Origin of the sequence: Variovorax sp. YR634 (genome assembly GCF_900106655.1) — a bacterium.
GTDB lineage: Bacteria > Pseudomonadota > Gammaproteobacteria > Burkholderiales > Burkholderiaceae_C > Variovorax.
In genome coordinates, this window is sequence record NZ_FNOL01000021.1 from 100,470 (window position 1) to 127,416 (window position 26,947).

The 26,947-nt window shown below is 66.4% G+C and carries 27 protein-coding genes; 18 read left to right on the forward strand and 9 right to left on the reverse strand.

Annotated elements, in window-relative coordinates; all coding sequences use genetic code 11:
• The first annotated feature begins 13 nt into the window (after positions 1-13).
• Together BLV60_RS27170 and BLV60_RS27175 are read left to right on the forward strand one after the other, a co-directional pair.
• Entirely contained in the window at positions 14-1,273 is a 1,260-nt protein-coding gene (locus BLV60_RS27170; RefSeq protein WP_093058405.1) for an SfnB family sulfur acquisition oxidoreductase, read from the forward strand.
• A gap of 1 nt (position 1,274) precedes the next feature.
• Complete coding sequence (locus tag BLV60_RS27175) at positions 1,275-2,036, forward strand: ABC transporter ATP-binding protein (RefSeq protein WP_093058406.1); 762 nt, start codon at positions 1,275-1,277, stop codon at positions 2,034-2,036.
• A gap of 9 nt (positions 2,037-2,045) precedes the next feature.
• Here the strand turns inward: BLV60_RS27175 and BLV60_RS27180 are convergent, their stop codons facing one another.
• The 4 genes from BLV60_RS27180 to BLV60_RS27195 all read right to left on the reverse strand — a co-directional run bounded on the left by BLV60_RS27180 (position 2,046) and on the right by BLV60_RS27195 (position 9,055).
• Complete coding sequence (locus BLV60_RS27180; protein ID WP_093058407.1) at positions 2,046-3,125, reverse strand: hypothetical protein; 1,080 nt, start codon at positions 3,123-3,125, stop codon at positions 2,046-2,048.
• An 88-nt stretch (positions 3,126-3,213) separates the two neighbouring features.
• Complete coding sequence (gene adeC / locus BLV60_RS27185; RefSeq protein WP_093058436.1) at positions 3,214-4,644, reverse strand: AdeC/AdeK/OprM family multidrug efflux complex outer membrane factor; 1,431 nt, start codon at positions 4,642-4,644, stop codon at positions 3,214-3,216.
• Positions 4,645-4,654: 10 nt separating this feature from the next.
• Positions 4,655-7,822 (reverse strand): efflux RND transporter permease subunit, encoded by a 3,168-nt coding sequence (locus BLV60_RS27190; RefSeq protein ID WP_093058408.1) that lies wholly within the window; start codon positions 7,820-7,822, stop codon positions 4,655-4,657.
• Between the two features lie 15 nt (positions 7,823-7,837).
• Positions 7,838-9,055: an efflux RND transporter periplasmic adaptor subunit gene (locus BLV60_RS27195; RefSeq protein WP_093058409.1), complete on the reverse strand. Its 1,218-nt coding sequence runs from the start codon at positions 9,053-9,055 to the stop codon at positions 7,838-7,840.
• A 142-nt stretch (positions 9,056-9,197) separates the two neighbouring features.
• Between BLV60_RS27195 and BLV60_RS27200 the strand changes: the two genes are divergently transcribed.
• Positions 9,198-9,821 (forward strand): TetR/AcrR family transcriptional regulator, encoded by a 624-nt coding sequence (locus BLV60_RS27200; protein WP_093058410.1) that lies wholly within the window; start codon positions 9,198-9,200, stop codon positions 9,819-9,821.
• A 137-nt stretch (positions 9,822-9,958) separates the two neighbouring features.
• The gene (fusA, locus tag BLV60_RS27205) at positions 9,959-12,019 is read left to right on the forward strand and encodes an elongation factor G (protein WP_093058411.1); all 2,061 of its coding nucleotides are present in this window, start codon (positions 9,959-9,961) and stop codon (positions 12,017-12,019) included.
• 36 nt (positions 12,020-12,055) lie between these two features.
• On the opposite strand, the gene BLV60_RS27210 is transcribed toward fusA, so the two are convergent.
• Entirely contained in the window at positions 12,056-12,499 is a 444-nt protein-coding gene (locus BLV60_RS27210; RefSeq protein ID WP_093058412.1) for a universal stress protein, read from the reverse strand.
• A 105-nt stretch (positions 12,500-12,604) separates the two neighbouring features.
• Here BLV60_RS27210 and BLV60_RS27215 point away from each other — a divergent pair, with 105 nt between their 5' ends.
• The 11 genes from BLV60_RS27215 (at position 12,605) to BLV60_RS27265 (ending at position 22,417) form a co-directional block, all read left to right on the forward strand.
• The gene (locus BLV60_RS27215; RefSeq protein ID WP_093058413.1) at positions 12,605-14,923 is read left to right on the forward strand and encodes a heavy metal translocating P-type ATPase; all 2,319 of its coding nucleotides are present in this window, start codon (positions 12,605-12,607) and stop codon (positions 14,921-14,923) included.
• Positions 14,923-15,060 (forward strand): cbb3-type cytochrome oxidase assembly protein CcoS, encoded by a 138-nt coding sequence (gene ccoS / locus BLV60_RS27220; RefSeq protein WP_093058414.1) that lies wholly within the window; start codon positions 14,923-14,925, stop codon positions 15,058-15,060. Before BLV60_RS27215 ends, ccoS begins: the two co-directional genes overlap by 1 nt.
• 65 nt (positions 15,061-15,125) lie before the next feature.
• Positions 15,126-16,565, forward strand: coding sequence for a cytochrome-c oxidase, cbb3-type subunit I (gene ccoN / locus BLV60_RS27225; RefSeq protein ID WP_093058415.1), 1,440 nt, complete (start codon positions 15,126-15,128; stop codon positions 16,563-16,565).
• Positions 16,566-16,574: 9 nt separating this feature from the next.
• Positions 16,575-17,204, forward strand: a complete 630-nt coding sequence (gene ccoO / locus BLV60_RS27230) for a cytochrome-c oxidase, cbb3-type subunit II (RefSeq protein ID WP_093058416.1) — start codon at positions 16,575-16,577, stop codon at positions 17,202-17,204.
• A gap of 24 nt (positions 17,205-17,228) precedes the next feature.
• Positions 17,229-17,369, forward strand: coding sequence for a cbb3-type cytochrome oxidase subunit 3 (locus tag BLV60_RS27235; protein WP_093058417.1), 141 nt, complete (start codon positions 17,229-17,231; stop codon positions 17,367-17,369).
• A 13-nt stretch (positions 17,370-17,382) separates the two neighbouring features.
• Entirely contained in the window at positions 17,383-18,306 is a 924-nt protein-coding gene (ccoP, locus tag BLV60_RS27240; protein WP_093058418.1) for a cytochrome-c oxidase, cbb3-type subunit III, read from the forward strand.
• 22 nt (positions 18,307-18,328) lie between these two features.
• Complete coding sequence (gene ccoG / locus BLV60_RS27245; RefSeq protein ID WP_093058419.1) at positions 18,329-19,741, forward strand: cytochrome c oxidase accessory protein CcoG; 1,413 nt, start codon at positions 18,329-18,331, stop codon at positions 19,739-19,741.
• 9 nt (positions 19,742-19,750) lie between these two features.
• Positions 19,751-20,047, forward strand: a complete 297-nt coding sequence (locus BLV60_RS27250; RefSeq protein ID WP_256329603.1) for a FixH family protein — start codon at positions 19,751-19,753, stop codon at positions 20,045-20,047.
• Entirely contained in the window at positions 20,044-20,310 is a 267-nt protein-coding gene (locus BLV60_RS27255) for a hypothetical protein (protein WP_093058420.1), read from the forward strand. The genes BLV60_RS27250 and BLV60_RS27255 overlap by 4 nt, the downstream gene beginning before the upstream one ends.
• On the forward strand, positions 20,307-21,713 hold the full coding sequence (hemN, locus tag BLV60_RS27260; RefSeq protein WP_093058421.1) for an oxygen-independent coproporphyrinogen III oxidase: 1,407 nt from the start codon (positions 20,307-20,309) through the stop codon (positions 21,711-21,713). The genes BLV60_RS27255 and hemN overlap by 4 nt, the downstream gene beginning before the upstream one ends.
• 2 nt (positions 21,714-21,715) lie before the next feature.
• Positions 21,716-22,417, forward strand: a complete 702-nt coding sequence (locus BLV60_RS27265) for a sulfite exporter TauE/SafE family protein (RefSeq protein ID WP_093058422.1) — start codon at positions 21,716-21,718, stop codon at positions 22,415-22,417.
• A 25-nt stretch (positions 22,418-22,442) separates the two neighbouring features.
• Here the strand turns inward: BLV60_RS27265 and BLV60_RS27270 are convergent, their stop codons facing one another.
• Positions 22,443-22,670 carry a hypothetical protein gene (locus BLV60_RS27270; RefSeq protein ID WP_093058423.1) on the reverse strand — a complete coding sequence of 76 codons (228 nt, stop codon included), beginning with the start codon at positions 22,668-22,670 and terminating at the stop codon, positions 22,443-22,445.
• A 125-nt stretch (positions 22,671-22,795) separates the two neighbouring features.
• A complete protein-coding gene (locus tag BLV60_RS27275; protein ID WP_256216640.1) occupies positions 22,796-23,413 on the reverse strand; it encodes a LexA family protein in 618 nt (205 codons plus the stop codon).
• A 215-nt stretch (positions 23,414-23,628) separates the two neighbouring features.
• Between BLV60_RS27275 and BLV60_RS27280 the strand changes: the two genes are divergently transcribed.
• The 3 genes from BLV60_RS27280 to BLV60_RS27290 all read left to right on the forward strand — a co-directional run bounded on the left by BLV60_RS27280 (position 23,629) and on the right by BLV60_RS27290 (position 24,751).
• Positions 23,629-23,961, forward strand: a complete 333-nt coding sequence (locus BLV60_RS27280) for a hypothetical protein (RefSeq protein WP_143042647.1) — start codon at positions 23,629-23,631, stop codon at positions 23,959-23,961.
• Positions 23,962-23,966: 5 nt separating this feature from the next.
• The gene (locus BLV60_RS27285) at positions 23,967-24,494 is read left to right on the forward strand and encodes a hypothetical protein (RefSeq protein WP_143042648.1); all 528 of its coding nucleotides are present in this window, start codon (positions 23,967-23,969) and stop codon (positions 24,492-24,494) included.
• 83 nt (positions 24,495-24,577) lie between these two features.
• Positions 24,578-24,751, forward strand: coding sequence for a hypothetical protein (locus BLV60_RS27290; RefSeq protein ID WP_256329604.1), 174 nt, complete (start codon positions 24,578-24,580; stop codon positions 24,749-24,751).
• A 6-nt stretch (positions 24,752-24,757) separates the two neighbouring features.
• Here BLV60_RS27290 and BLV60_RS27295 read toward each other — a convergent pair whose 3' ends face one another.
• Together BLV60_RS27295 and BLV60_RS27300 are read right to left on the reverse strand one after the other, a co-directional pair.
• Positions 24,758-25,003: a hypothetical protein gene (locus BLV60_RS27295; RefSeq protein WP_176928965.1), complete on the reverse strand. Its 246-nt coding sequence runs from the start codon at positions 25,001-25,003 to the stop codon at positions 24,758-24,760.
• A gap of 165 nt (positions 25,004-25,168) precedes the next feature.
• Positions 25,169-26,749 (reverse strand): oleate hydratase, encoded by a 1,581-nt coding sequence (locus tag BLV60_RS27300; protein WP_093058429.1) that lies wholly within the window; start codon positions 26,747-26,749, stop codon positions 25,169-25,171.
• Positions 26,750-26,947: the final 198 nt, after the last annotated feature.

The window sequence follows — 26,947 nt, forward strand, 5'->3', positions numbered from 1 at the left end:
GAAAGGCCATCAGATGTCCGCTGTTCTCCAACCTTCCGCATCCGCACCGCCCGCAGCCAACGACGCAGTGCCCGGCCTGCCACTTCCCGACACGCCCGCGCATGTGATCCGCGACGACGCCGAGGCCATCGCCGTCGCGCATGCCCTGGCCGCGAAGCTGATCGTCGGCGCCTCCGAGCGCGACCGCCTGCGCCGCTGGCCTGTCGAAGAGATCGACGCCTACTCGCAAAGCGGCCTCTGGGCCATCAACGTGCCCAAGGCCTTCGGCGGTGCGGAGGTGTCGTATGCCACGCTGGCCGAGGTGATCGCGATCATCTCGGCGGCCGACCCCTCGCTCGGGCAGATCACCCAGAACCACCTGGGTTTCGTCGCCGCGGTGCGCACGGTGTCCGACGCGGCGCAGCAGAAGCTGTTCTTCGCCGACTTCCTGCGCGGCGTGCGCTGGGGCAATGCGTTCTCGGAATCGGGCTCCAAGCGCGCGGCCGATTTCGAGACGCGCTTCACCGATGCGGGCGACCACGTGGTGGTGACCGGCAAGAAGTTCTATTCGACCGGCGCGCTGCTCGCGCACTACGTGCCCATCGTGGCCAACGACGAACAGGGCAACACCTGGTACGTGGTGGCCGAGCGCAATGCGCCGGGCCTCACGGTGATCGACGACTGGTCGGCCTTCGGCCAGCGCACCACGCTCAGCGGCACGGTGGTCATCGACCACGTGAAGGTGCCGAAGACGCGCCTGATCCCGGCCTTCAAGGGCTACGACACGCCCTCGGCCGACGGCGCCATCTTCCAGATCATCCAGGCGGCGGTCGACGTGGGCATTGCGCGCGGCACCATCGCGGAGACGGTCGATTTCATCCGCACCAAGACGCGCCCGTGGATAGACAGCCAGCGCGACCATGCATGGGAAGACCCGTACTCGATCCAGGCGGTGGGCGACCTGCAGATCCGGCTGCATGCGAGCGAGGCCCTGCTGGAGCGTGCGGGCCGTGCGATCGACCGCGCGGTGGCCGCGCCAGATGCCGACAGCGTGGCCGCGGCGCAGATCGCGACGGCGGAGGCCAAGGTGCTGTCTACCGAGATCGCGATTCTTGCGACCAACAAGCTGTTCGAACTGGCGGGCACGCGCTCGACGCTGGGGCAGTACAACCTCGACCGCCATTGGCGCAATGCACGCACGCACACGCTGCATGACCCGGTGCGCTGGAAGTACGCCATCGTGGGCAACTATTTCCTCAATGGCGTGAAGCCGCCATTCCATGCATGGAGCTGAGGTGACGGCCCCCTTGTTGCGCATCGAAACCATCGAGGCCGCGTACCAGCGCTCCATCGTCGCGCTGCACGGTGTGAGCCTGGACGTGCGCGCCGGCGAAATCCACGCGCTGCTCGGCGCCAACGGTGCAGGCAAGTCGACCACGCTCAAGGCGGTGTCGAACCTGCTGCCGGCCGAGCGCGGGCAGGTGACGGCCGGGCGCATCGTCTTCGACGGGCACGACACGGGCCGCACCAGCCCGGCAGATCTCGTCAGGCTTGGCCTGGTTCAGGTGCTGGAGGGCCGCCACTGCTTTCGCACGCTGACTGTGGAAGAAAACCTGCTGACTGGCGGGCTCGGCCGCAGCACGCGGCGCTCGGAAGTCGCCGAAGACCTCGCGCGTGTCTACGCGATCTTTCCCGAGCTGAAGGAAAGGCGACGCACGCTCGCCGGCCTGAGCTCCGGCGGCGAACAGCAGATGACGGCCATCGGCCGCGCGCTGATGTCGCGGCCCCGGCTGCTGGTGCTCGACGAGCCGTCGATGGGGCTGGCGCCGCTGGTGGTGCGCGACATCTTCGAGCAACTGCGGCGGCACAACCGCGAGCAGGGCCTGTCGATCCTCGTTGCCGAGCAGAACTCCACCGTTGCGCTTCAGTACGCCGACCGCGCAACGGTGCTCGATGCGGGAGTCGCGGTACTTGGCGGCGATGCGCAGGCCCTGCGCCAGCGTGCCGACATCCAGTCTTTCTATTTCGGCGAAGGCGTTGCCGAAGCCGTGGCCTGAAGACCGAACCTAGCGCCCGGCAACGTCGGCCAGCAGCGCCTGGCTGCTCATTTGCGGCGACGGGGGAAGGGCCTCCGGCGCGCCGGTCGTGCGGATCACGCGGTTGCTGCTCAATACCCGGTTGCGGACCTGCTGCGCACCTGCCGTGAGGTTGTAGTCGATGCGGTAGTCCCATGCCGCGACCGGCACCTTGCGATCACCAAGGCGCTCGATGCGCACTTCCGCCGCGCTGCGCTCGCCCGGCCTGATCTCGCTGGCCTGCGAGAAGCCCCGGCCGAAGCCGATGACCGTTCCGGCACCGTCGTACAGCGTGACCAGCACCTCGATGCCGACCAGTGCCATTTCGTCCTTGCGCGCATTGACGAGGCGGCCGAACAGCCATGTCTCGCCATCCTGCTGCACCAGTCGCACGCGCGTGAACTGCAGCGGCGGACCCTCGATCTTCCAGTAAGGTGCCGATAGCGCATCCACCTGCAGCTCCTGCCGCGTGAGGGTTCCGTCGCCCGGCAGCTTGACCAGCACCGGCACCATTTCGCCGGGCATCAGCGTGCCGATGGGGACCGATTCGCTGTTCTCGCCGATGCGGCTGTCGCGGTCGAAGAAGATCGCCTTGACGTTCGGCCGCTCGAGGGCCGTGCCGGTTTCGTTGCGCGCAATCACCAGCAGTTGGGGTTTGGCCGAGCTGCCGTTGCCCACCAGCACCTGGCGCGCCTCGAGCTTGAGGCCTTCGCTCGGAATGGTGCGCTGCGCTGTCGAAGCCCCGCCGGGCCTGTACGCGCCCGCCGGCTGGTTGCGGTCGATGACGTAGGCCATGACACCGAAAAAGCCCGTGACCAGCACCACCACCGCCGCGGCGCCCAGGGCGATCATCCGGGCCATGCTCTTGCTGCGTGCCGACTGCTCGATCGCCAACCGTCGGCCGGCTTCGTTCTTGACCTGCTCGAGCACCCGCTCCAGCCGGTCGGAGACGTCGTCCTCGACGACCGACATCGACCCGCAATGCGCGCAGGTGTACTGGTTGAGGCCGGCGCGTTGAAGCACGCTGCTGCCGCATTCACCGCACTTCAGCGTCTGCAGGTCGATGGTCAAAGGTGCTCCCTCGTGGCGATTGCGCCGCGGCGGCAATGCCGGGCGTTACCGTGCGCATCTTAGCGAGGAGCCTGATTGCCAACGGCGCTCAGATCGGCGTGCCAGTGTTCTCCGTCCATCCACCGCCCAGCGTCTTGTAGAAGGTCACGAGGTTCGTCAGGCGCGACAGGCGCGTGGTGATGAGGTTCTGCTGCGCCGTGTAAAGCGAGCGCTGCGAATCGAGCACGCTGAGGTAGCTGTCGACACCGCGGCGGAATCGCGCGTCCGAAAGGCGGTAGCTCTCCGCCGTCGCGTTCACCAGCGATTGTTGTGCATCGAGCTGGCGGCCCAGCGTGTTGCGTTGCGCCAGCGCATCCGAAACCTCGCGGAACGCCGTCTGGATCGCCTTTTCGTACTGCGCCACCGAGATGTCGCGGCTCACGGTCGCGATCTTGAGGTTGGCGCGGTTGGCGCCACCGTCGAAGATCGGCAGCGAGATCTGCGGTGCGAAGCTCCAGCTGCCCGAGCCGCCCTTGAACAGGCCCGAGAGCTGGCTGCTCGACGTGCCGGCCGACGCGGTGAGGCTGATGCTCGGATAGAAAGCCGCACGCGCCGCGCCGATGTAGGCATTGGCGGCTTTCAGGTCGCGCTCGGCCTGCAGGATGTCGGGTCGCCGTTGCAGCAGCTCCGAGGGCAGCCCGGGCGGAATGGTGGCCAGCGGGCTCGCTGCGGCTGCCGTGCCATCGGGCAGCGATTGCGGCAGCAGTTCGTCCGGCACGTCTGCGCCCACGAGCAGCACCAGCGCATTGCGGTCTTGCGCTACCTGCGAGGTATAGCGCTCGACGTCGACGCGTGCGGTGTCGACGCTGGTCTGCGCCTGGCTCAGCGTGAGCGCCGACGCCGCGCCCAGTTCAAAGCTGCGCTGGTTGAGGCTGTAGGAGTCGCTCTGGCTACGCAGGGTGTCGCGCGCGAGCTTCAGCTGGTCCTGGTCGGCCGCGAGCGTGAGGTAGCTCGTCGCCACCTCGGCCACTAGCGCGATCTGCGTGCTGCGGCGCGCCTCGGCCGTGGAGAAGAACTGCTCCAGCGCCTGCGCGCTCAGGCTTCGCACGCGACCGAACAGGTCGATTTCGTAGGAGCTGAACCCGACCGAAGCGCTGTACTGCCGCGCCGTGAGGGCTTCGCCGGTCGACGACAGGTCGGCCGGCGTGCGGCTGCCGCTGCCGCCGGCACTGGCGTTGACGGTGGGGAAGAGCGCTGCGTCCTGCACCCGGTACTGGGCGCGGGCCTTCTCGATGTTCAGCACCGCGACGCGCAAGTCGCGGTTGTTGGCGAGGCTCATCTCGATCACGCGCTGCAGCGACGGATCGGTGAAGACATCGCGCCAGCCGAGGTCGGCCACCGGCGTGGAGGCCAGGGCGTTGCTCGTGTCGCCGGCGAACTTGCCGGCCACGGGCGCCGCGGGTTGCTGGTAGGTGGGAATCAGGCTGCAGCCGGCCATCAGGGCGGCGAGCGCGAGCGGAGCAAGGCGGAATGGTTTCATGGCAGACACCTCAGGAAGCGGCCGCGGCCGGTTGTGCATGCGAGTCCGGCAAGGCGGGCAAAGCAGGCGAGGGCGACCGTCCCTTGAAGAGACCGCGCACCAGCACGAAGAAAAGAGGCACGAAGAAGATCGCGAGCAGCGTGCCCGACAGCATGCCGCCGATGACGGCCGTGCCCAGCGCATGCTGCGCGCCGGCCCCCGCACCGGTGCCCAGCACCATCGGCAACACGCCGAGCACGAAGGCCAGCGAGGTCATGAGGATGGGCCGCAGCCGCATGCGAGCAGCCTCCATCGCCGACTCGACCAGGCTCTTGCCGTGCGCATGCAGGTCCTTCGCGAACTCGACGATCAGGATGGCGTTCTTCGACGCCAGCCCGATGGTCGTGAGCAGGCCGACCTGGAAGTACACGTCGTTCATCTTCCACGTCAGGATCGCGCCGATCAGCGCGCCCAGCACGCCGAGCGGCACCACCAGGATCACCGAGAACGGAATCGCCCAGCTTTCGTACAGAGCCGCAAGGCACAGGAACACGATCAGGATCGACAGCCCATAGAGCAGGCCGGTCTGGCCGCTCGATGCCTTCTCCTGGCGCGACAGGCCGGTCCATTCGTAGCCGATGCCTGGCGGCAGTTTGGCGACTGCGGCCTCGACGATGGCGAGTGCGTCACCGCTCGATGCGGCTCCCGGCATCGCCATGCCCAGGATTTCCACCGAGGGCACCCCGTTGTAGCGCTCCAGGCGGGGCGAGCCGGAACTCCAGCCCGCCTTGGCGAATGAGGTGAAGGGCACCATCGTTCCGACGCTGTTGCGCACGTACCAGCGGTCGATGTCCTCCGGCAGCATCCGGTACTGTGCATCGGCCTGCAGCATCACCTTCTTCACGCGCCCCTTGTCGATGAAGTCGTTGACGTAGCTGCTGCCCCAGGCGGTGGAGAAGGTGTCGTTGATGTCGGACATCGAAAGACCCTGGGCCTGTGCCTTGTGCGGATCGATCTCGAGCCTGAATTCGGGCGTGTCTTCCATCCCGTTGGGGCGCACGGCCACCAGGCGCTTGTCCTTGGCCAGCGTGCCGAGCAGTTGGTTGCGCGCCTGCATCAGGGCCTCGTGCCCGAGGTTGGCGCGGTCCTGCAGCATCAGGTCGAAGCCGGTCGCGTTGCCGAGCTCTGCCACGGCGGGCGGTGCGAAGGCGAACACCTTTGCGTCCCTGATTGTGTTGAAGAAGGCGCCGGCCTTTGCGGCCACTCCCGTCACGCTCAGTGCTTCGCCCTCGCGTTCATTCCAGGGCTTGAGCTTGATGAAGGCAAAGCCCGTGTTCTGCCCGCTGCCCGCGAAGCTGAAACCCGCCACCGTGAAGATGCCCGAGACCGCGTCTTTCTGATCGACCAGGAAGTGATGCTCCACCTGGCGGATGACTTCTTCCGTGCGCGCGTTCGTCGCGCCCGGCGGCAGCTGCACCAGCGCAAACATCGTGCCCTGGTCTTCGTCGGGCAGAAACCCGATGGGCAGCTTCATGAATCCGAACACCACCACGGCAAACAAGACCGCGTACAGGGCCATGTAGCGCCAGCCCTTGCCCACCATGTGCCGCACGATGCCCTGGTAGCGGTGGTTGCCGCGATCGAAGCTGCAGTTGAACCAGCCGAAGAAGCCGGTGGTGGCCATTGCATGATCCTTGTCGACCGGCTTGAGCAGCGTCGCACAAAGAGCGGGCGTGAGCACCAGCGCCACGAGCACCGACAGCGTCATGGCCGAGACGATGGTGATGGAGAACTGCCGGTAGATCACGCCCGTGGAGCCGCCGAAGAAAGCCATCGGCACGAACACCGCCGCCAGCACCAGGGCCACGCCGACCAGCGCGCCGGTGATCTGGCCCATGGACTTGCGCGTGGCCTCCTTGGGCGGGAGGCCTTCATCGGCCATCACGCGCTCGACGTTCTCGACGACCACGATTGCATCGTCCACCAGCAGCCCGATGGCGAGCACCATCGCGAACATCGTCAGTGTGTTGATGGTGAAGCCGAAGGCCGCGAGCACGCCGAAGGTGCCCAGCAGCACCACGGGAACCGCGATGGTCGGGATCAGCGTGGCGCGGAAGTTCTGCAGGAAGAGATACATCACCAGGAACACCAGCACCACGGCCTCTACGAGCGTCTTGATGACCTCCTCGATGGAGATCCGCACGAAGGGCGTGGTGTCGTAGGGCTTCTGAACCTTCATGCCCTGCGGAAAGAACTTCTCGAGCTCGGCGACGCGCGCATCGACGGCCTTGACCGTGTCGAGCGCATTGGCGCCGGTGGCCAGCTTGATGGCCAGGCCCGCGGCCGGCTTGCCGTTGTAGCGACCGACCGTGTTGTACGACTCGCTGCCGAGCTCGATGCGGGCTACGTCGCGCAGGCGGACCTGCGAGCCGTCGGTCTGCGTGCGCAGCAGGATGTCCTCGAACTCCTGCGCGGTCTTCAGGCGCGTCTGCGAGGTGATGGTGGCGTTGAGCTGCTGGTTGCTTGCCGCAGGCATGCCGCCGAGCTGGCCGGCCGAAACCTGCGCGTTCTGCGCCGTGATCGCGTTCTTCACATCCAGCGGCGTGAGGCTGAAGCTGGAGAGCTTGTTCGGGTCGAGCCATACGCGCATGGCGTACTGCGAGCCGAAGAGCGTGGTGTCGCCCACGCCCTCGACGCGGCTGATTGCGTCCTGGACGTTGGCCGCGACGTAGTCGGACAGGTCCGACCCGTTCATGCTGCCGTCTTCGGAGGTGAAGGCCAACACGTTCAGAAAGTTGGTGGCCGACTTCGTGACGGTGACACCCTGTTGCTGCACCTCTTGCGGCAGCAGCGGCGTGGCGAGCGAGAGCTTGTTCTGCACCTGCACCTGAGCGGTGTCGGGGTCGGTTCCGTTCTCGAAGGTGAGCGTGATGGTGACCGAGCCCGACGACTCGCTGGTCGAGGCCATGTAGCTCAGCCGGTCCAGTCCCTTCATCTTCTGCTCGATGACCTGGGTGACGGTGTCTTCGAGCGTCTTGGCGGAAGCACCGGGGTAGTTGGCGGTGATTGCGACGGCGGGCGGCGCGATGCTCGGGTACTGCGCGATCGGCAGCGTGGCGATGGACATGACGCCGCCCAGCATCACGATGATGGCGAGGACCCACGCGAAGATGGGGCGGTCGATGAAGAAGCGTGCCATGGTGGTCTTCCTGGATCAGTCCGCCGTGGTGCCGGGCGAGGGGAGGGCCGCCTTGGCCGTGGTTTCGGTGCCGGGCTTGGACTTGGACTTGGGGTTCCACTGCACCGTCTTCACCTCGACGCCCGGCGCCGCGCGCTGCTGGCCGTCCACCACGAGCTGGTCGCCGGCCTGCAGGCCGCTGCGCACCAGCCATTGGTCGCCGATGGCGCGTTCCGTTTCGAGCACGCGCCGCTGCAGCTTGTGCTGGGCATCCACCACGTAGGCCGTCGGCTTGCCGGTGCTGTCGCGCGACACAGCCTGCTGCGGCACCATGAGCGCCTGTTCCTTCACGCCTTCCTGCAGCACGGCGCGCACGTACATGCCGGGCAGCAGGTCCGCCTTGGGGTTGGGGAACACCGCGCGCAACGTGATGGCGCCGGTGTTCTGGTCTACGGTGACGTCAGAGAACTCGAGCTTGCCTTCGAGCGGATAGGCGCTCCCGTCTTCGAGCAGCAGCCGCACCTTCGCGGCGTTGGCGCCGCTCTTTTGCAGATCGCCGCGGGCCATGGCCTGCTTCAACTGAAGCATCGCGGCGCTGGACTGCGTCACGTCGACATAGATCGGATCGAGCTGCTGGATGGTGGCCAGCGCGGTCGACTGGCTTGCCGTGACCAGCGCGCCGGGCGTGACCGTCGACTTGCCGATGCGCCCGGAGATCGGTGCGTCGATGCGCGCATAGGCTAAGTTGATGCGGCTCGTCTCCACATTGGCTCGCGCCGAGGCGACGTCGGCCTCGCCTTGGCCCAGCGAAGCAGCGGCGTCGTCATAGTCCTGCTGGCTCACGGCCTTGATGGCGACCAGCTCCTTGTAGCGCTCGGCCTTCAGCCGCGTGGTCGTGAGGCTGGCCTGCGCCTTGGCGAGCGCGGCGACGTTGCTGTCGTAGGTTGCCTTGTAGGTGGCGGGATCGATCTGGTAGAGCGTTTCGCCGGCCTTCACGTCGCTGCCTTCGCGGAACTGGCGGGCCTTCACGATGCCGCCGACCTGGGGCCGTACGTCGGCGATGAGAAAGGGCGCCGTGCGCCCGGGCAGCTCGGCCGTGATGGCCACGCGCTGCGGCTGCACAGACACCACCCCCACCTCGGGCATGCCCTGCGCGGCGGGCGGTCCGCCCGGTGGCTTGCCGCAGGCGACAAGCATGAAGGTGGACGCGAGGGCTGCCGTGAAGGTCAGGCCATAGGTGAGAGGTGGACGCATGGCGAATCTCCTGAAGAGCGACGGATTGGTGATGGGGTCGGCCTGCTGTTAAACAGACAGTAGTGTCTAGTAATGTATTTTGACTTCCAGGGGCTGTCAATTAATAATGAACACTGTTGTCTAGAAATGAGGAGACATTTAGATGCGAGTCAAAACAGAGGCCAAACGCGATGCCATCGTTCAGGTGGCCGCCGAGGTCTTCCGGGAGCTGGGGTTCGAAGGGGCCTCCATGGTGGAGATCGCTGCGCGCGTGGGCGGCTCGAGGGCCACGCTGTATGGCTACTTCAGCTCCAAGGAGGAGTTGTTCGTTGCCGTGACCCACGGCACGGCCAAGGTCCATTTCGCGCCAATTTTTGAGGCGCTCGGGCAGGAGAGCGACGACGACCTCGAGCAGGTGCTGCAACGCTTCGGCGAAAAAATCCTGGCAGTGGTGTGTTCGCAGGAGGCCATCCAGGCGCGCAGGGCCGTGATCGCGGAGTCCGGCCGCAGCGACATCGGGCGGTTGTTCTACGAAGGTGGGCCCAAGAAGGGGCTGACCGAGCTGGCGGGGTTCCTGGAACTGCAGATGCAAAAGGGTCGGCTGCGCAAGGCCGATCCGCAGGTAGCGGCACGCCACCTGACGGCATTGCTGGATTCGGAGACCGTCATGCCGGCTCTTATCGGTATCGATGGACCGTTGTCCCGAAAGGATTTGCGGGAAGCGACGCGACGGGCTCTGCAGACCTTTCTCGGAGGCTATGCGCCCGAAGGAAAGAAGGCCAAGTGAGCCTGCGGCATGCGCGCCACGCGCACCCGGCTTGCGTTGGCACGGTCAATCCCGTACGCTGACCCGGCGTCTTTGCGCACCGCCCGAGCCCTTGCGGGCCGCCGGGCCAGCTTTGCGGACGCCAAGGAGTCCATGCCATGCCAAGCCGATCGAACGGCCTCGCGGCCGAAGTGGAAGCAGTGCGAACGCTGGCGCTCGTCGGCGCCGCGGCCGCCGGCAAGACCTCTCTTGCCGAGGCTTTGTTGTACAAGGCGGGTGCTATCGGGGCCTGCGGCAGCATCGAACGCGGCAGCACCGTCAGCGACCACGACCCGCTCGAGCGCCGCATGCAGCACTCGCTCAATGCATCGGTGATGCACCTCACGCATGCCGGCACGCGCATCCACTTCATCGACACACCCGGCGGCCCCGACTTCCTTGGCCAGAGCCTGCCGGCGCTGGAGGCGGTCGAAACGGCGGCGGTGGTCATCAATGCCGCCACCGGCATCGAGCCGATGGCGGTGCGCATGATGGAGTACGCGGCCTCGCGCCACCTCGCCCGCATGATCATCGTCACCAAGATCGACTCGCAGGGCGTCTCGCTCGCGGGCCTGCTGGCCGACATCCAGGCCACCTTCGGCCGCGAATGCCTGCCGCTGAACCTGCCCGACGGGGTCGGCAGGCAGGTGGTGGACTGCTTCTTCAACCGCTTCGGGCGGTCCGATTTCGGCCCTGTCGAAGCGGCGCACCGCGCGCTGGTGGAGCAGGTGGTCGAGGTCGACGCGGCCTTCGTCGACCGCTACCTCGAAGAAGGCGACGTGGATCCGGCCGAGCTGCATGCGCCGCTCGAGCAGGCGCTGCGCGAAGGCCACCTGATCCCGGTGTGCTTCGTCTCGTCGCGCAGCGGCGCCGGTGTGGCCGAGCTGTTGGATGTGATCGTCAAGCTCCTGCCAGACCCGACCGAGGCCAACCCGCCGGACTTCATCGTCGGCGAGGGCGCGCAGGCCAAGCCCATGGAGGCCAGGCCCGACCCGTCGCTGCACGTGCTGGCGCACGTGTTCAAGGTCACGATCGACCCCTATGTCGGCAAGATGGGCATCTTCCGCGTGCACCAGGGCACGCTCACGCGCGACAGCCAGCTCTACATCGGCGACGGCCGCAAGCCCTTCAAGGTGGGGCACCTGTTCATGCTCCAGGGCAAGGACCATGTCGAGGTGTCGCACGCGGTGCCCGGCGACATCGTGGCGGTGGCCAAGGTCGAGGAGATCCATTTCGACGCCGTGCTGCACGATGTGGCCGAAGACAGCCACGTGCATCTCGCACCTCTGGCGTTCCCGGTGCCGGTGTACGGCCTGGCCGTGGAGCCCAAGCGCCATGGCGACGAGCAGCGCGCCTGGGAGATCCTCGGCAAGCTCACGGCCGAGGATCCGTGCCTGCGCATCGAGCATGTGGCCGCGACCAACGAGACGGTCCTCTACGGGCTCGGCGAACTGCACCTGCGCATCGTGCTCGAACGCCTGCGCGAGGTGTATCGCTTCGAGGTCCAGACGCGACCGCCCCGCATTGCCTACCGCGAGAGCGTGACCGTGCCGGCCGAGGGCCACCACCGGCACAAGAAACAGACCGGCGGCGCTGGCCAGTTCGGCGAAGTCTTCCTGCGCATCGAGCCGCTGGCGCGCGGTGCCGGCTTCCAGTTCGCCGATGAGGTCAGGGGCGGGGCGATTCCGGGCCAGTTCATCCCTGCGGTCGAGAAGGGCGTGCGCGAGGTGCTGGTGTGCGGCGCGATTGCCGGCTACCCGGTGGTCGATGTGCGCGTTGTTGTGCACGATGGCAAGCACCACAGCGTCGACAGCAAGGACATCGCCTTTGCGACTGCCGGCCGCAAGGCCTTCATGGCCGCCATCCGCGAGGCCCGGCCGGTCGTGCTCGAGCCGATCGTCCAGATCGAGATCGACGTGCCGGAGCATTCCGTCGGAGATGTCACGAGCGACCTGTCGTCGCGGCGCGGCCTGGTCACCGGAACGTCGGCCCTGGGGGGCGGTGTTGTGGCCGTCGGCGGGCAAGTGCCCATGGCCGAACTGGCCAACTACCAGTCGCGGCTCAATGCAATGACCAGCGGCCAGGGCCGCTACACCATCGCGTTGTCACATTACGAAGCCGTGCCGCCGGCCGTCCAGCAGACGCTGACGGACCAGTACCGGGTGCATGAAGAGGACTAGGGGAATTGTGTTTGCGAGATATCGCAATGAGCCCGGCTAGCGAAGCACCAGCACAGGCAGCGCCGAATGCGCCAGCACGTGCTGCGTCTCGCTGCCAAGCAGCAGCCGCTTGATGCCCTTGCGGCCGTGCGAGGCCATCACGATCAGGTCGCTCTTGTGCTTTTTCGCCGCGGCGATGATCGACTCCGCCACCAGGTCCGAGTTGGCCGTTGCCGTCTTGACACGCACGCCGCTTTCCTTGGCGCGTGCGCTTACGGTGTCGAGCATTGCCTGTGCCTTCTCGGCCCATTGCTTCTCGACGCGGCCAATGTCCTCTGGCGAAAAGGTCATGGAGCCCTCGAAGTAGCTTCGGGGGTAGCGCGGAACCACGTTGAGCGCCACCAGGTCGGCATCGTTCTGTGCGGCGAGAGCGATCGCGCTCGCGACAGCCTTCTTCGAGAGTGTGGAGCCGTCGGTGGCGACGAGGATGCGCTTGAACATGTGAGGTCTCCAGGGAAAGGTATGCCGCGAGCTTAGGCAGGCCGGGGCCCCGAGCGTTGATACAGATCAAAGAGCGTGGTGCGGCCCGCCCTTAGCCTCGCTCCGATGCAAGCTGCGCTCGCCCCGTTCTCTACGCATCCGTCGGCCGCTGCGGCCACCGCCGACACCTGGCAGGTGCTCGACGACCTGGCCGAATGGCCGGCGTTCGGCCAGCTGGAGGAGGGCGATGCAGCCACCGGCCAGTGGGCATCGCAGGTCGCGGTCGAGGGCATGCACTGTACCGCTTGCGCTTTCACCGTCGAGGCTGCGCTGCTGAAGGTGCCCGGAGTGCGCGAGGCACAGGTCAATGGGGCCAGCCGGCGGGCGCGCGTTGTGTGGTCGGCCGCGGTCACCCGGCCTTCACGCTGGTTCGAGGCTTCGGCCGCGGCCGGATACCCGCTGGTTCCCGCCGGCAGCCAGTTGGCAAGCGCGGGGCGCGCGCGCGAACTGCGCATGGCGCTGTGGCGCTGGCTGGTCTCGGGCTTCTGCATGATGCAGGTGATGATGTATGCCTACCCGGCTTACATCGCCAGGCCGGGCGACATGACGGGCGACGCCGCGCAGTTGCTGCGCTGGGCCTCCTGGGTGCTCACGCTGCCCGTCGTGCTGTTCTCCTGCGGTCCCTTCTTCCGCAGCGCCTGGCGCGACCTGCGCGCGGGCCGTATCGGCATGGATCTTCCGGTGGCGTTCGGCGTGCTCGCGACCTTCGCGGTCAGCAGCGCCGCCACCTTCGACGCCAGCGGGCCGCTGGGCCACGAGGTCTACTTCGACTCGCTGACGATGTTCGTCTTCTTCCTGCTGACCGGGCGCTGGCTCGAGGCACGCCTGCGAGACCGTACCGCCGGCTCGCTCGAGGCCCTGATGAACCGCCTGCCCGACAGCATCGATCGACTCGCTCCCGATGGCAGCTGGACCCGCGTGGCCGTGCGCAGGCTCGCAGCCGCAGACGTGGTGCGCGTGCGCCCCGGCGAGGCGTTTCCGGCCGACGGCGTGGTGATCGAAGGCGACACCAGCGCCGACGAGGCCCTGCTGACCGGCGAATCCCGCCCCGTGCCGCGCCCCCGCGGCGACCGCGTGCTGGCCGGCAGCCACAACCTCTCGGCGGTGGTCAGTGTGCGGATCGAATCAGTGGGCGAGGGCACGCGCTTCGCCCAGATCGTGCGGCTGATGGAAAGCGCCGCCTCGCGCAAGCCGCGCCTGGCGCTGCTGGCGGACCGGGTGGCGCGGCCTTTCCTCGTCGCGGTGCTCGCATCGGCGGCGATGGCGGCAGTGTTCTGGTGGCACACGGACCCGGGCAAGGCGCTGATGGTGGCGGTCGCGGTGCTCATCGTGACCTGCCCCTGTGCGCTCTCGCTCGCGACCCCGGCTGCCATGCTCGCGAGCGCCGGCGCCCTGGCGCGCGGCGGCGTGCTGACTTCCAACCTGCAGGCGCTGGAGGCACTGGCATCGGTCGATACGGTCGTGTTCGACAAGACGGGCACGTTGACGGGCGACATCCCGCGGCTGGAGCGCATCTATTGCCGGCAGGGCCTGCGGCCCGGCGACACACTTGAAATGGCGGCGGCGCTCGCTGCGCAGTCGCTGCATCCCGTTGCGCAGGCGCTGGTGAATGCATGGAATGCTCAGTTCCGCTCGCCACCGGGCTGGACCGTGGAACAGGCCACCGAAGCGGCAGGGCTCGGGCTCGAAGGCCTGCTGCGCAGAGCGCGTGCGCGCGCCGGAACAGGCCAGCGTGCGCGTCTTGGCTCGTCGACCTTCTGCAGCGTGAATGCGCTGGAGGTTGACGCTGCGCAGGTCCACCTGGCCGACGAGCAGGGGTGGGTCGCCAGCTTCGTGCTGGCCGAAGAGCTTCGCGCCGATGCCGCCGTTGCGGTGGCTGCGCTGCGCGCGCAGGGCCTGACGGTGCGACTGCTCTCGGGCGATCGCGACAGCGCCGCGACGGAGATCGCCGCGCGCTGCGGCATCGACTTCGCGCAGGGTGGCTGCACGCCGGAGGACAAGCTCGACGTGCTCTGGCGGCTGCAGGCCGAGGGACGGCAGATTGCGATGGTGGGCGACGGCCTGAACGACGGTCCCTCGCTGGCGCGTGCGAACGCCTCGTTCGCCTTCGGCCGCAGCGTGCCGCTGTCGCGCGCGCACGCCGATTTCGTCGTGCTGGGCGACAGGCTTGCCACCATTCCAGATGCCATCGCGCAAGCCCGCAAGACGCTGCACGTGGTGCGCCAGAACCTCTGGTGGGCCGCGGGCTACAACGCGCTGTGCGTGCCGCTCGCCGTGGCGGGCTGGTTGCCGGCATGGCTCGCGGGCCTGGGCATGGCCGCGAGCTCCCTCGTGGTGGTCCTCAATGCGGCACGGCTCGCGGCCGCCGGCAAGGCAAGCCGCTGATGGATATCCTCTTCCTGCTCATCCCGCTGTCCGTGGTGCTGGTTCTCGCGATCCTCGGCGGGCTCTGGTGGGCGATCGAGCGCGGCCAGTTCGACGACGTCGAAACCGAAGGCGACCGCATCCTGCACGGCGATTGATTTGCATCAAGCCCGCGAGGCAGAGGCCCACGGAAACTGCCCACAACTCATTCAAGGGCACGACGATGCAACAACCGAACCCACCCGCCGCGGTATACGACGACACCGTCGTGCGGCAGTTCGCGCTCATGTCCGTGGTCTGGGGCGTGGTCGGCATGCTGGTCGGCGTGATCATCGCCTCCCAGCTGACCTGGCCCGAGCTCAACCTCGGCATTCCATGGCTCAGCTACGGGCGACTGCGGCCGCTGCACACCAACGCGGTCATCTTCGCGTTCGGCGGCTGCGCGCTGATGGCCACGAGCTTCCACGTGGTTCAGCGCACCTGCCAGGTGGGCCTCTTCGCGCCGAAGCTCGCGTCCTTCGTGTTCTGGGGCTGGCAGGCCGTGATCGTCGCGGCCGCCATCAGCCTGCCGATGGGCTACACCAGCGGCAAGGAATACGCCGAGCTGGAGTGGCCCATCGACCTGCTGATCGCGGTGGTCTGGGTGGCCTACGCCATCGTGTTCTTCGGCACCATCGGCATGCGCCGCGTGCGCCACATCTACGTGGCGAACTGGTTCTTCGGAGCCTTCATCATCGCGGTGGCGCTGCTGCACATCGTCAACAGCGCAGAGGTTCCGGCGGGCTGGATGAAAAGCTACTCGGCCTATGCCGGCGTGCAGGACGCGATGGTGCAGTGGTGGTACGGCCACAACGCCGTGGGCTTCTTCCTCACCGCGGGCTTCCTCGGGATGATGTATTACTACATCCCCAAGCAGGCAGGCCGGCCGGTGTATTCGTACCGACTGTCCATCGTCCACTTCTGGGCGCTGATCTTCACCTACATGTGGGCCGGCCCGCACCACCTGCACTACACGGCGCTGCCGGACTGGACGCAATCGCTGGGCATGGTGTTCTCGCTGATCCTGCTGGCGCCGAGCTGGGGCGGCATGATCAACGGCGTGATGACGCTCTCGGGCGCCTGGCACAAGCTGCGCACCGACCCGATCCTGCGCTTCCTGATCGTCGCACTGTCGTTCTACGGCATGTCGACCTTCGAGGGTCCGATGATGTCCATCAAGACCGTCAACGCCCTGAGCCACTACACCGACTGGACCATCGGCCACGTGCACTCCGGCGCGCTCGGCTGGGTGGGGTTCATCACCATGGGCTCGCTCTACTACCTGATCCCGCGCATGTATGGCCGCACCACCATGTACAGCGTGAAGGCCATCGAGGCGCACTTCTGGATCGCCACCATCGGCATCGTCCTGTACATCGCCGCCATGTGGATCGCCGGCGTGATGCAAGGGCTGATGTGGCGCGCCATCAACCCCGACGGCACGCTCACCTACACCTTCGTGGAGAGCGTGAAGGCCACTTTCCCGTTCTACGTGGTGCGCCTGATCGGCGGACTGCTCTATCTGTCCGGGATGCTGGTGATGGCCTGGAACGTCTGGATGACCGTCATCTCGGGCCGCTCGGTGCGCGTCGAGATCCCGCCCCCCGTCATGGCCCACGCCTGAGGACGCACGATGAACCCGAACACACCCAAGTCCAGCGGCTTTACCCACGAGAAGATCGAGACCAACAACCTGCTGATGATCGTGCTGATCCTCGTGGTCGTGGCCGTCGGCGGCCTTGTCGAGATCGTGCCGCTCTTCTTCCAGAAGTCGACCACCGAGGCGGTGCAGGGCGTCAAGCCGCTCACGCCACTGCAGCTCGCCGGCCGCGACGTCTACCTGCGCGAGGGTTGCTACAACTGCCACTCGCAGATGATCCGGCCCTTCCGCTCGGAGACGCTGCGCTACGGCCACTACTCGGTGGCTGGGGAGTTCGTCTACGACCACCCGTTCCAGTGGGGCAGCAAGCGCACCGGCCCCGACCTGCACCGCGTGGGCGGCAAGTACAGCGACGAGTGGCACCGCATCCACCTGAACAATCCGCGCGACCTGGTTCCCGAATCGAACATGCCGGCCTATTCATGGCTGGAGAAGACCCTCGTCGACGCCGAAGCCTTGCCAACCCACATGCGCGCGCTGCGCCGTGTCGGCGTGCCCTACACCGACGAGGAAATCGCCAAGGCCACGGAAGAGGTCACGGGCAAGACCGAGATGGAGGCCACGGTGGCCTATCTGCAATCGCTGGGCCTGGCTCTCAAGTAAGCACAGCGGCAAAGGACCGAAACCATGATCGACGTCACCACCTTGCGCGTTGCAGCCACCGTCGTGTGCTTCGCGCTATTCATCGGCATCGTGATCTGGGCGTATTCGCGTCGCAACGCGCGCGACTTCCAGCAAGCGGCCCGCTTGCCGTTCGAGCAGGACTGAAGGGAGAACCACGATGAGCGATTTCATCAGCCATTTCTGGTCGAACTACGTGGCCGCGGCCTCGCTGTTGAGCATCCTCGGCTGCGTGCTGCTGCTGTGGTTCACAGCCCGCAAGCGGGTTGCGCCGAACGCCGACAACACCACGGGCCACGTCTGGGACGAGGACCTGCGCGAAGCCAACAACCCGTTGCCCATGTGGTGGATCGGCCTGTTCGTGCTGACCATCGTCTTCGGGCTGGGCTACCTGGCGATCTTTCCGGGCCTGGGGAGTTTTCGCGGCCAGTCCGACTGGAGCTCGCGCGGCGAATACGAGGCGGACGTCGCCAAGGCCACGCAAGAGCTGGCACCCGTCTACGCGAAATATGCCGCCATGCCGGTCGAGGAGGTTGCAAGGGACCCGCAGGCCAGGGCCATCGGGGAGCGTCTCTTCATGAACAACTGCGCCCAGTGCCATGGTTCCGACGCGCGCGGCAGCAAGGGCTTTCCCAACCTGACCGACAAGGACTGGCTGCACGGCGGCACGCCCGAGAAGATCGTCGAGAGCATCACCAAGGGCCGTGTCGGCGTGATGCCGCCCATGGCGGCCGCCGTCGGCACACCGGACGAAGTGAAGAACGTTGCCAACTACGTGCTGAGCCTGGCGGGCGAGCCGCACGACTCGTTGCGTGCCGGACTCGGAAAGTCGAAGTTCACGGTCTGCGCGGCCTGCCACGGCATCGGCGGCGTGGGCAACCAGGCCATCGGTGCGCCCAACCTGAGCGACAGGATCTGGCTCCACGGCTACGGCGAGGCCGCCATCGTCCAGATGATCAACGCGGGCAAGCACAACGAGATGCCCGCGCAGGAAGGCCGTCTTACCGAGGCGCAGATCCGGATGCTCGCGTCGTATGTCTGGGGGTTCTCCAACAACACCAACACGGCCGCGGCCACGCCGTGAAACCCGAGATCGGCGCAACGCCATGACCCGGAAGATCATTCCCATCGTCAGCGCGGGCAACGAGGAGGTCGGCCTTTACGAAGCCACGAAGAAGATCTATCCCCGCACGGTGCGCGGCATGTTCGCGCGCTGGCGCTGGGCCATGGTCTTTCTTACGCAGCTGGTGTTCTACGGCCTGCCGTGGGTGGAGTGGGGCGAGCGGCAGATGGTGCTGTTCGACCTGGCCGCGCGCCGCTTCTACATCTTCGGGCTGGTGCTGTATCCGCAGGACCTGATCTATCTCTCGGGCCTGCTGGTCATCAGTGCGCTGTCGCTCTTTCTCTTCACCGCGGTGGCGGGGCGGCTGTGGTGCGGCTACGCCTGCCCGCAGACGGTCTACACCGAGATCTTCATGTGGGTGGAGCACAAGATCGAAGGCAACCGCACCGCGCGCATGCGGCTGGACGCCGAGGCGATGTCGCTCGAGAAGCTGGTGAAGAAATGGTTCAAGCACATCGTCTGGATCGGCATCGCGCTGTGGACCGGCTTCACCTTCGTGGGCTACTTCACGCCCATCCGTGAATTGGGCATGGCCTTCCTGCAAACCCAGATGGGCTCGTGGGAGGTGTTCTGGGTTTTCTTCTACGGCTTTGCCACCTACGGCAATGCCGGCTTCATGCGCGAGCAGGTCTGCAAGTACATGTGCCCCTACGCGCGCTTCCAGAGCGCCATGTTCGACCGCGACACGCTCATCGTCACCTACGACCCGCAGCGCGGCGAACCTCGCGCGCCGCGCCGCAAGGGCCCCGACCCGCGCACGCTGGCGCTGGGCGACTGCATCGACTGCGGCCTGTGCGTGCAGGTGTGCCCGACGGGCATCGACATCCGCCAGGGCCTTCAGTACGAGTGCATCGGCTGCGGCCTTTGCGTGGATGCCTGCGACACCGTCATGCAGAAGATGGCCTACCCGCCGCGGCTGATCCGCTACGACACGCAAAACGGCATGGAAGCCGGCTGGTCGCGCCGCGAACTGCTGCGGCGTGTGCTGCGGCCGCGCGTGCTGCTCTACACGACGATCCTGGCACTGCTGGTGACCGGACTGCTGGCCAGCCTGATCGTGCGCACGCCGTTCAAGGTCGACGTGGTGCGCGACCGCGCCTCGCTGGCCCGCATTGCCGAGGGCGGGCGACTGGAGAACGTCTATCGGCTCCAGATCATGAACGCCACTGAAAAACCGCAGCAGTACCGCATCGTCGCCGACGGACTGGAAGGCCTCAGCGTCTCGCCCGACGAGCCGGTGACGGTCGACGCCGCCCAGTCGCGCTGGGTCGCGGTACGGCTGCAGGTGCCTTATGGGGCCGTGCCCGCCGGATCGCACACGGTGCACTTCGGCATCCGCGAGGAGGGCGGCGGCGCCCAGGTTTCGGAAAAAGCGGCCTTCCTTGTGCCGCGCTGAAAGGTCGAGATGAACGCAACAACAATGGCGACAACGAACGAACCGGCGGCCCAGGGCTGGTGGCGCTATCCGCTGCTCTGGATGGTGATCGGCGGTCCGGCGGTCGTGGTGGTCGCGAGCTTCGTGACCTTCTGGCTGGCCTGGCGCAGCCCCGATGCGCTGGTGTCCGAGGACTACTACCGCGAAGGCGTCGAGATCAACAAGACCCTGGCCGCGAAGAAGCTGCTGCCCGCGCTGACCGGTCGCAACCACGCGACCACGCCCGCGAGCGACATGCCGCCGCCGGCCCGGAAGGCCGCGCCATGAACGGAGTGCGCCAGCTCGCGGGCATCCTGTGGCCGTCCTTCCTGGTGGCCTGCGGCATGGAGGTGCTGGTGTTCGCGCTCGTCGATCCCGTCAATGCGTTCTGCGGGGCCGACGCGTTGCGGATGTCGCGCCAGGGTATCTACACCGCCGCCTTCTTCGTCTTCTGGCTGATGGCGGCGTCGTCGAGCGCATGCACGGCATTGCTCGCCAGGCCATCGGCTTCGGAACCTTCTGGAGCACCTCTGCGGACACCCTCGCAATGATTCCTGCCGCCGTTGCTCCTGTGCCCGTGCAGGCACCGCTACCCATCGATCTGCTGAGGGAGTTCGACGTTCCCGGGCCGCGCTACACCTCCTATCCCACAGCCGACCGTTTCGTCGAGGCCTTCGGCGCCGACGACTACGCCAGGGCGCTGAGCCGTCGGCGCGCGGCGGGCGCTGAGGCGCCGCCGCTGTCGCTGTACGTCCATATTCCGTTCTGCGAGTCGCTGTGCTACTACTGCGCCTGCAACAAGGTCGTCACTCGCCACCGCGAGCGGGGCCGGCAGTACCTGGCCTACCTCGCGCGCGAGGTGGAGCTGCAAGTCGCGCAACTGGGCCGCAGCGCCACCGCAGGCCAGTTGCACCTAGGGGGTGGCTCGCCGACCTTCCTCGACGACTCGGAGTTGGGCGAGCTCATGGCGCTGCTGCACCGGTCTTTCGCCTTCGTGCCCGGAGGTGAGCGCTCCATCGAGATCGATCCGCGCACGGTCGATGCGCAGCGGCTGGTGAACCTGGCCGCGCTGGGCTTCAATCGCCTGAGCTTCGGCGTGCAGGACTTCGACCCTGAGGTGCAGCAGGCGGTGCATCGCATCCAGCCGGCATCGCAGGTCTTCTCGCTGATGGATGCGGCGCGCACGCTGGGTTTCGAATCGATCAACGTGGACCTGATCTACGGCCTGCCGCGGCAGAACGACACCTCCTTCGAGCGCACGCTCGCGCAGATCAACGAGCTGCGACCCGACCGCATTGCGCTCTACGCCTATGCGCATCTGCCCGAGCGCTTCAAGCCGCAGCGGCGCATTGCGGCCGAAGAATTGCCTGATGCCGCCACGCGGGTGCGCATGCTCGCAAGCGCGATCACGCGGCTGACCGAAGCGGGTTACGTCTACATCGGCATGGACCACTTCGCGCTGCCCGACGATCCTCTCGCGGTTGCCAGGAGGCAAGGGCGCTTGCAGCGCGACTTCCAGGGCTATGGCACCAGGCCCGAGGGCGACCTGATCGCACTCGGCGTCTCCGGCATCGGCCGCGTGGGCGCCACTTACAGCCAGAACGCAAAGAGCCTCGACGAGTACTACGACCTCCTCGACCAGGGGCGCCTGCCCGTGGTTCGCGGCCTTGCGCTGTCGCGCGACGATCTGTTGCGGCGGGACGTGATCATGGCGCTGATGTGCCGCGGTCGGGTCGACTTCAACGTCATGGGGGACGCGTTTGCAGTCGACTTCCAGCGCTACTTCGCCACCGAGTTCGCGGCGCTCGGGCCGATGGTCGCTCACGGCCTGGTGCGGCTGAGCGACCACGATCTGGTGGTCACCGAGCAGGGCTGGTTCCTGGTGCGCGCGGTCGCCATGGTGTTCGACCGGTACTGCCGCGCGACCCGCACGCGCTTTTCCCGCGTGGTCTGACCATGCAACTCGCGCTCGTCGGTGCCGCGTTTCTCATGGGCCTGGCCGGTGGGCCGCATTGCGTGGCGATGTGCGGCGCCGCTTCATCGGCGGTGATACGGATCGTGCCGCTCGTGCCGGCGGGGCAGGGCGCCGCGTCGGCGCGAGCGGCGCCGGCCGCCTTCCATCTCGGCCGCATCGCGAGCTACGCGACGGCAGGCGCCATTGCCGCGGCCAGCGTCGACAGCCTGGCGCAGGCCAGCACGCAGGTTGCCGCGCTGCGGCCGCTGTGGGTGCTGCTGCACGTCTTCGTGTTCGCCTGGGGTGCGATGCTGGCCGCCACGGGGCGGCAGCCGCTATGGGCGCAGCGCGTCGGCCGCTCGCTCGAGTCGCGTCTTCGCCCCCGTGTCGGCGGCACGTGGCTGGGCGTGCTTGCAGCCGGGCTGCTTTGGGTCGCGCTGCCTTGCGGGCTGCTCTATTCGGCCCTGATGCTGGCCAGCCTGGGCAACGGCCCATTGCAGGGCGCGGGACTGATGGCGTTGTTTGCGCTCGGGAGCAGTCTTTCGCTGCTGATCGGGCCGTGGCTCTGGCAGCGCTTGCGGTGGGGCGGCGGCGGGGCACGCCAGACCTGGGGTGCGCGGGTGGCCGGCCTGCTGCTGGCGGCCGTGGCGGTACAGGCCTTGTGGTCGGACCTCATCCGCCAGATCGACGCCTGGTGCCGCTGAGGCAACGCTGCGATCTGGATGCAGATCAGAAAGCATTCCCGCTGGCAATCCGGAGGTCCGCCCACCGGATGCAGCGACCCAGGACCACATCGACGACTTCCAGGCGCGTGAGCTGCGTGTCCACGATCTGCAACACAGCCTTCAGGACCGAATACTCGAAGATTTCCGCTCTGCACACGACTGTTTGGCCATCGGTGCTTTGCTCGACATGGAACACGAATTCAAACCGATCCCGGTACTGCGGCGGACCCATGTTTTCAATCCTTTCGCCGCAGCCCCGTGCCTTGTTCGGGCAATTCAGGCCGTTGCTGCGTCAGGATGAAAAATGTATCTCTGCGTAGAAAATCTATCTACGCCATCGTGCGTTTTTCGCGACGGCTATCGAAAACGCTTGGTGAACTCGCGCACCACGCCGATGACCTGGGCATCGCCCAGTGGCTTGATGGGGTAACGGCTGTTCAACGGCTTGAGATACAGGTCCCCGCCGTCTTTCACGAGTTGCTTGAACGTGGTCTCGCTGGCCTCGTTCAGCGCGATGACATAGTCGCCGGGCACCGCCTCCATCTCCGGCTCCACGATCAGGATGGACCCGGCGGGAAACGAGTCGCCGGCCTCGCTGACCATGCTGTCGCCATGCACCCGCAGTGCGTAGGTGTGCTTCTTGACCGGCACGCTCACCGGGATGGTGTCGAATTGCGTCGTCGGCTTGAAGTTGTCGATGACGGTGTAGTTGCCTGCCTCGACCTCGGACACCAGGGGAACCTCAGCGCGCACGTCGACTCCCCGCGCACCCGCCGACACACCCGAGACAAGTTCCGCAACGGAAATTCCAAGCAGCTTGGCCACACGCGCCTGGTTGGCGCGCTTGGGAGCTGTGCCGCCTTGTTTTTCCCATTGCTGTACTGCGCCACGGCTTACCCCCAGCGCATCAGCAAATTGCTGCTCGCTCATCTGGAGGCGCTTGCGTCCTTCGCGAATTAGTTGACGGCTATTCACAGCCCTAGGGTAGGCGCTGTTTCAGATAGAAAGAAAATCGATGATAGCTCTTCCATCGTCAAGCCAGAGGGCATTCCGGCAGCTTGATAGTTTTGTACCTGTTCGACGAAATTTCTATCCTGGTCTTAAAGCTTTCGCAGTCTTAGGATGATCTAACTGTCAGCCCGCGTAACAATCAGTCCATCGCTGGCGGTTTTGGGGGGAGTCCCATGCCCATGCTGTTGCTGCATCGCCTGGTCGAAGGGGCATTGCCAGCGAGAACCTTCTCGCTCGATGAAATCGAGGAGATCAAGGTTCTGGTTCTTGGTGGTCTCGTGCGCGCGGATCTGCGTGTGGACTCGACGCCTTCCACCGGGGGCAAAGTGATCATGGCGACGATGTTCCAGATCACGGAGAACGGCCGTCGAATGGCTGCTGCATTCCCTTCCTGCGAGAGCAAGCCAACGCACATCCACTTGCACGCCGCTCTTTCCGCTGCATCGGCCAGTGCTTCATACGTGCTTGCGAAGATCGGCCCGCCATCGGCTGCCGCTGCGCGCAGGCCATGACGGCAATGTTCCACGATCTGCGTGTGACTCCGCCCAGTGAAGTCGCTGTGGGCACAACGTTCGGTGCGCGTATAAGGGCCGCCTGCCAGGCGCCGTTTGCGCCGAAACCGATCGAGTACACGATCGGCCGGGTTCAGGAGCGTATCGACCGTCAGTTCCAGTACTTCGAGGCGCTCGGAAAATTCAGCATGTTCGCCGATGGTGCGGTCTTCGTTGGAGCTCGCGTGACCTCCATCGATGACACGGGTGCGAGCATTCGCTGGAAGTCCGCTTTCTTCCCCGGGCCGCGTTATCGGCAAGCCGTCCGGCAGGAGCATGGTGAATTGCTCCCTCTCGGCTTTCATGGGCGCTTCGATCTGTACCTGCAGCAAGTGGTGGAGACGCCGGGTAGCGCGCAGGCAGCCGTCGTCGCGAGATCGGGTGCAGGCGAGGCAACCACCTTCGATTCAAGGAACGGCATGTCCGCCGATGTTGCCCGTGCCTTGCGCGAAGGCATGGTGCGCGCAAGGCTCCTGGCTGCCGGTCCTGCGTAGGGGAATGGTTCGGCCGGATCTCCAGGAACACGCAAGGGAAGCGAATGACGAAAAGGCGGACCATCCACAGCGCGACCATCACCTTGAAACTGCCGCTCGGCATGAACGCGCGCGATGAAATCGAGGCTCTGCGAACCGCAGGCATTCCAGTCGACTGGCTGGGCAACGCGAAAACCGGCGTCCTCTTCGTGCGGACTGGAGGTAGCTCGGAGAGCCGGCAGAACATCTTTCGATGGTTCGCCTCCAGCATCCGATAGCTTCATCTACCCGCGACGCAACGGTGCTTCCTCTTCGGGCGCATCGGCGGCAAGAGTCTTCCATCCCCGGAGCGTGATCTCGAATACCGTGGCCGCGTCCTGGCGCAGGCAGTCGTCGCAGTCCACGTGGGCAGGAGGAATCCGCACTTTGACGTGCCCGGCGGCTTCGAGCACGCGCAGCCTGTCGATCGTCGCCAGGGCGGCCTCGGTGCAAGGCAGCTTCGCTGTGGCGAGTTTCCTGAGCAGGGTCATGCACATCGCAGCGCCTCCATGCAGTCATGTCCGTAGCTCAGCGCCCGGTCGAGGATCCCGACATTCTTCGACAGGAAAGGCACGCGACTGTCTCCTTGGGTGGCTGAAGAGGAATCTTGCGCGCCCGACCAGCGGTGGGTGTTGAGATGGATCAAGCTTCGCGCGTCAACCCATCAATGTGCGCAGGCTCGCGAGCGCCACCTTCGGATCGGCGATGCCGTGGTAGATGGGCGGCACCTCGAGGCCCAGGCCCATGAGTCCGTACACCCCGTGCATCGCGCCGCGCACCGAGTACTCGACCGTGAAGACCACATCCTCCGGAATCTCCACGTACTGGCCCAGCAGGGCGAAGTTCTTCGCGCCGGCCGGTATGACGGGCGGGCGGTCCGATGCGCTGCGGCATGCGAACTCGCTGGTGATGTAGGGCATCATCACCGGCACCACGGTCGTGGTGCGCCGCACTTCCTCGAGGATGTCCTCGAAGCCCAGGTGATGCATCAGTTCCGTGAGAATTTCCTGGCCACCAGCCTGTGCCATCGTCTTGTCGACGTGGTTGCCCTGGGTGTCGATCAGCAACCCGTAGCCCCACAGCGTGTAGACCCCCTCGGGCTGGCCCTCGAAGTGCGGCGCGTGCGGCACCACGATCGACATCAGCCAGCTCGAATCCTTGAAGGTCATGAGCCCGCCGGTGCCAGGCGGATTGCCAGAGAGTGCCTGGATGCGCTGGATCAGCAAGGGGCTGCGCATCGTGAGCGTGAACGACTCCCACTTGCTCTCGTCCACGTTGCCGCAGAAGGTTTCCGGCCTACCGAGGCCCTGTACCTTGCGCGCCATGTTGCGCCACAGGGTCCAGGCCCCGTCGCTCTGGTCACGCACCAGTTCCGGCGCCTGGTGGTCGTTGCCGTTGCGCGAGTCGGCAGTCATGGAGCCGATGGTGATGAAGGCACATTCCTCTGCGCCGAGGCGGTATGCCAGGGGCCGGCCTTCCCTGACGCAATGCAGCGTCTCGAGCCGCAGGCCGTCTGCACCGGCGGCAAAGTCCGCGTCGACCACGCGCATGCCGTAGTCGAACCGGACCCCGCGATCCAGCAGCCACCTCACCATGGGGCGCACGATAGTGTCGTACTGGTTGAACTCGGTGCGCCGCACGCCGCCCAGCGTGTGGATGCGCGGCAGCTCCTGCAGGAAGCGCAGCATGTAGCGCTTCAGCTCGACGGCGCTGTGCCAGTTCTGGAATGCGAAGGTTGTGCGCCACATGGCCCAGAAATGAGTGTCGAGAAAGTGGGTGGAAAAGCATTCCTCGATGCGCTGCCTGCCCAGCACCCGCTCGGGCGTGGCCAGCAGGCGCATCAGCTCCACGCGGTCCTGGAAGTTGAAACCCAGGTCGCTGGCGTTCAGGATGCGGCGATGGCGGTCAATCAGCCGGGCGTGCGCATCGGAACGCCACAGCGCATTGAAGGCCTGAATCTCGTCGCGCACCGTGCGGTTCGGCGCGCCGGGCGAGGGAATGCTCTGCAGCACGTTCCACAGGCAGGTATAGGTTTCGTCAGTGAACATGCGCCCGCCGCGCGTCACGTATCCCTGGATGGCATTGCCGCTGCCATCGAGAGCGCCACCGGGTGTCGGACCCTCCTCGAGGATGCGGATGTGCGATCCGGGCATGCCGGCGTCGCGGATCAGCAGCACGGCCGCGGAAAGCGCGCCGATGCCGCTGCCGACGATGCAGGCCTGTTGGAAAGAGTTCATGGAGTGGTGCCGTGATGCGAAGACGAGGTCCGAGGCTAGGCCTGCGCGCCCGGCCCGGCCTTGCGCTCGATCAAGCATCGGCGCTGTCGCGTGGGAGTTCGCGGGCGATTGATTCAGCGCAAGGCTGTGCGATTCGAGCGGGCCTAAGGTCGTCCCATCCAAAGCCCGTCAGCGCAAGGAGCCCTCATGCAGCCCCCC

Bases quoted from the DNA above. Each gene is read 5' to 3' on its own strand.
- BLV60_RS27170 (WP_093058405.1), top strand. From the start codon at position 14: ATGTCCGCTGTTCTCCAACCTTCCGCATCCGCACCGCCCGCAGCCAAC.
- adeC (WP_093058436.1), bottom strand. From the start codon at position 4,644: ATGAAACCATTCCGCCTTGCTCCGCTCGCGCTCGCCGCCCTGATGGCC.
- BLV60_RS27190 (WP_093058408.1), bottom strand. From the start codon at position 7,822: ATGGCACGCTTCTTCATCGACCGCCCCATCTTCGCGTGGGTCCTCGCC.
- BLV60_RS27195 (WP_093058409.1), bottom strand. From the start codon at position 9,055: ATGCGTCCACCTCTCACCTATGGCCTGACCTTCACGGCAGCCCTCGCG.
- BLV60_RS27200 (WP_093058410.1), top strand. From the start codon at position 9,198: ATGCGAGTCAAAACAGAGGCCAAACGCGATGCCATCGTTCAGGTGGCC.
- fusA (WP_093058411.1), top strand. From the start codon at position 9,959: ATGCCAAGCCGATCGAACGGCCTCGCGGCCGAAGTGGAAGCAGTGCGA.
- BLV60_RS27210 (WP_093058412.1), bottom strand. From the start codon at position 12,499: ATGTTCAAGCGCATCCTCGTCGCCACCGACGGCTCCACACTCTCGAAG.
- BLV60_RS27215 (WP_093058413.1), top strand. From the start codon at position 12,605: ATGCAAGCTGCGCTCGCCCCGTTCTCTACGCATCCGTCGGCCGCTGCG.
- ccoS (WP_093058414.1), top strand. From the start codon at position 14,923: ATGGATATCCTCTTCCTGCTCATCCCGCTGTCCGTGGTGCTGGTTCTC.
- ccoN (WP_093058415.1), top strand. From the start codon at position 15,126: ATGCAACAACCGAACCCACCCGCCGCGGTATACGACGACACCGTCGTG.
- ccoO (WP_093058416.1), top strand. From the start codon at position 16,575: ATGAACCCGAACACACCCAAGTCCAGCGGCTTTACCCACGAGAAGATC.
- BLV60_RS27235 (WP_093058417.1), top strand. From the start codon at position 17,229: ATGATCGACGTCACCACCTTGCGCGTTGCAGCCACCGTCGTGTGCTTC.
- ccoP (WP_093058418.1), top strand. From the start codon at position 17,383: ATGAGCGATTTCATCAGCCATTTCTGGTCGAACTACGTGGCCGCGGCC.
- ccoG (WP_093058419.1), top strand. From the start codon at position 18,329: ATGACCCGGAAGATCATTCCCATCGTCAGCGCGGGCAACGAGGAGGTC.
- BLV60_RS27250 (WP_256329603.1), top strand. From the start codon at position 19,751: ATGAACGCAACAACAATGGCGACAACGAACGAACCGGCGGCCCAGGGC.
- BLV60_RS27255 (WP_093058420.1), top strand. From the start codon at position 20,044: ATGAACGGAGTGCGCCAGCTCGCGGGCATCCTGTGGCCGTCCTTCCTG.
- hemN (WP_093058421.1), top strand. From the start codon at position 20,307: ATGATTCCTGCCGCCGTTGCTCCTGTGCCCGTGCAGGCACCGCTACCC.
- BLV60_RS27265 (WP_093058422.1), top strand. From the start codon at position 21,716: ATGCAACTCGCGCTCGTCGGTGCCGCGTTTCTCATGGGCCTGGCCGGT.
- BLV60_RS27270 (WP_093058423.1), bottom strand. From the start codon at position 22,670: ATGGGTCCGCCGCAGTACCGGGATCGGTTTGAATTCGTGTTCCATGTC.
- BLV60_RS27280 (WP_143042647.1), top strand. From the start codon at position 23,629: ATGCTGTTGCTGCATCGCCTGGTCGAAGGGGCATTGCCAGCGAGAACC.
- BLV60_RS27285 (WP_143042648.1), top strand. From the start codon at position 23,967: ATGTTCCACGATCTGCGTGTGACTCCGCCCAGTGAAGTCGCTGTGGGC.
- BLV60_RS27295 (WP_176928965.1), bottom strand. From the start codon at position 25,003: ATGACCCTGCTCAGGAAACTCGCCACAGCGAAGCTGCCTTGCACCGAG.
- BLV60_RS27300 (WP_093058429.1), bottom strand. From the start codon at position 26,749: ATGAACTCTTTCCAACAGGCCTGCATCGTCGGCAGCGGCATCGGCGCG.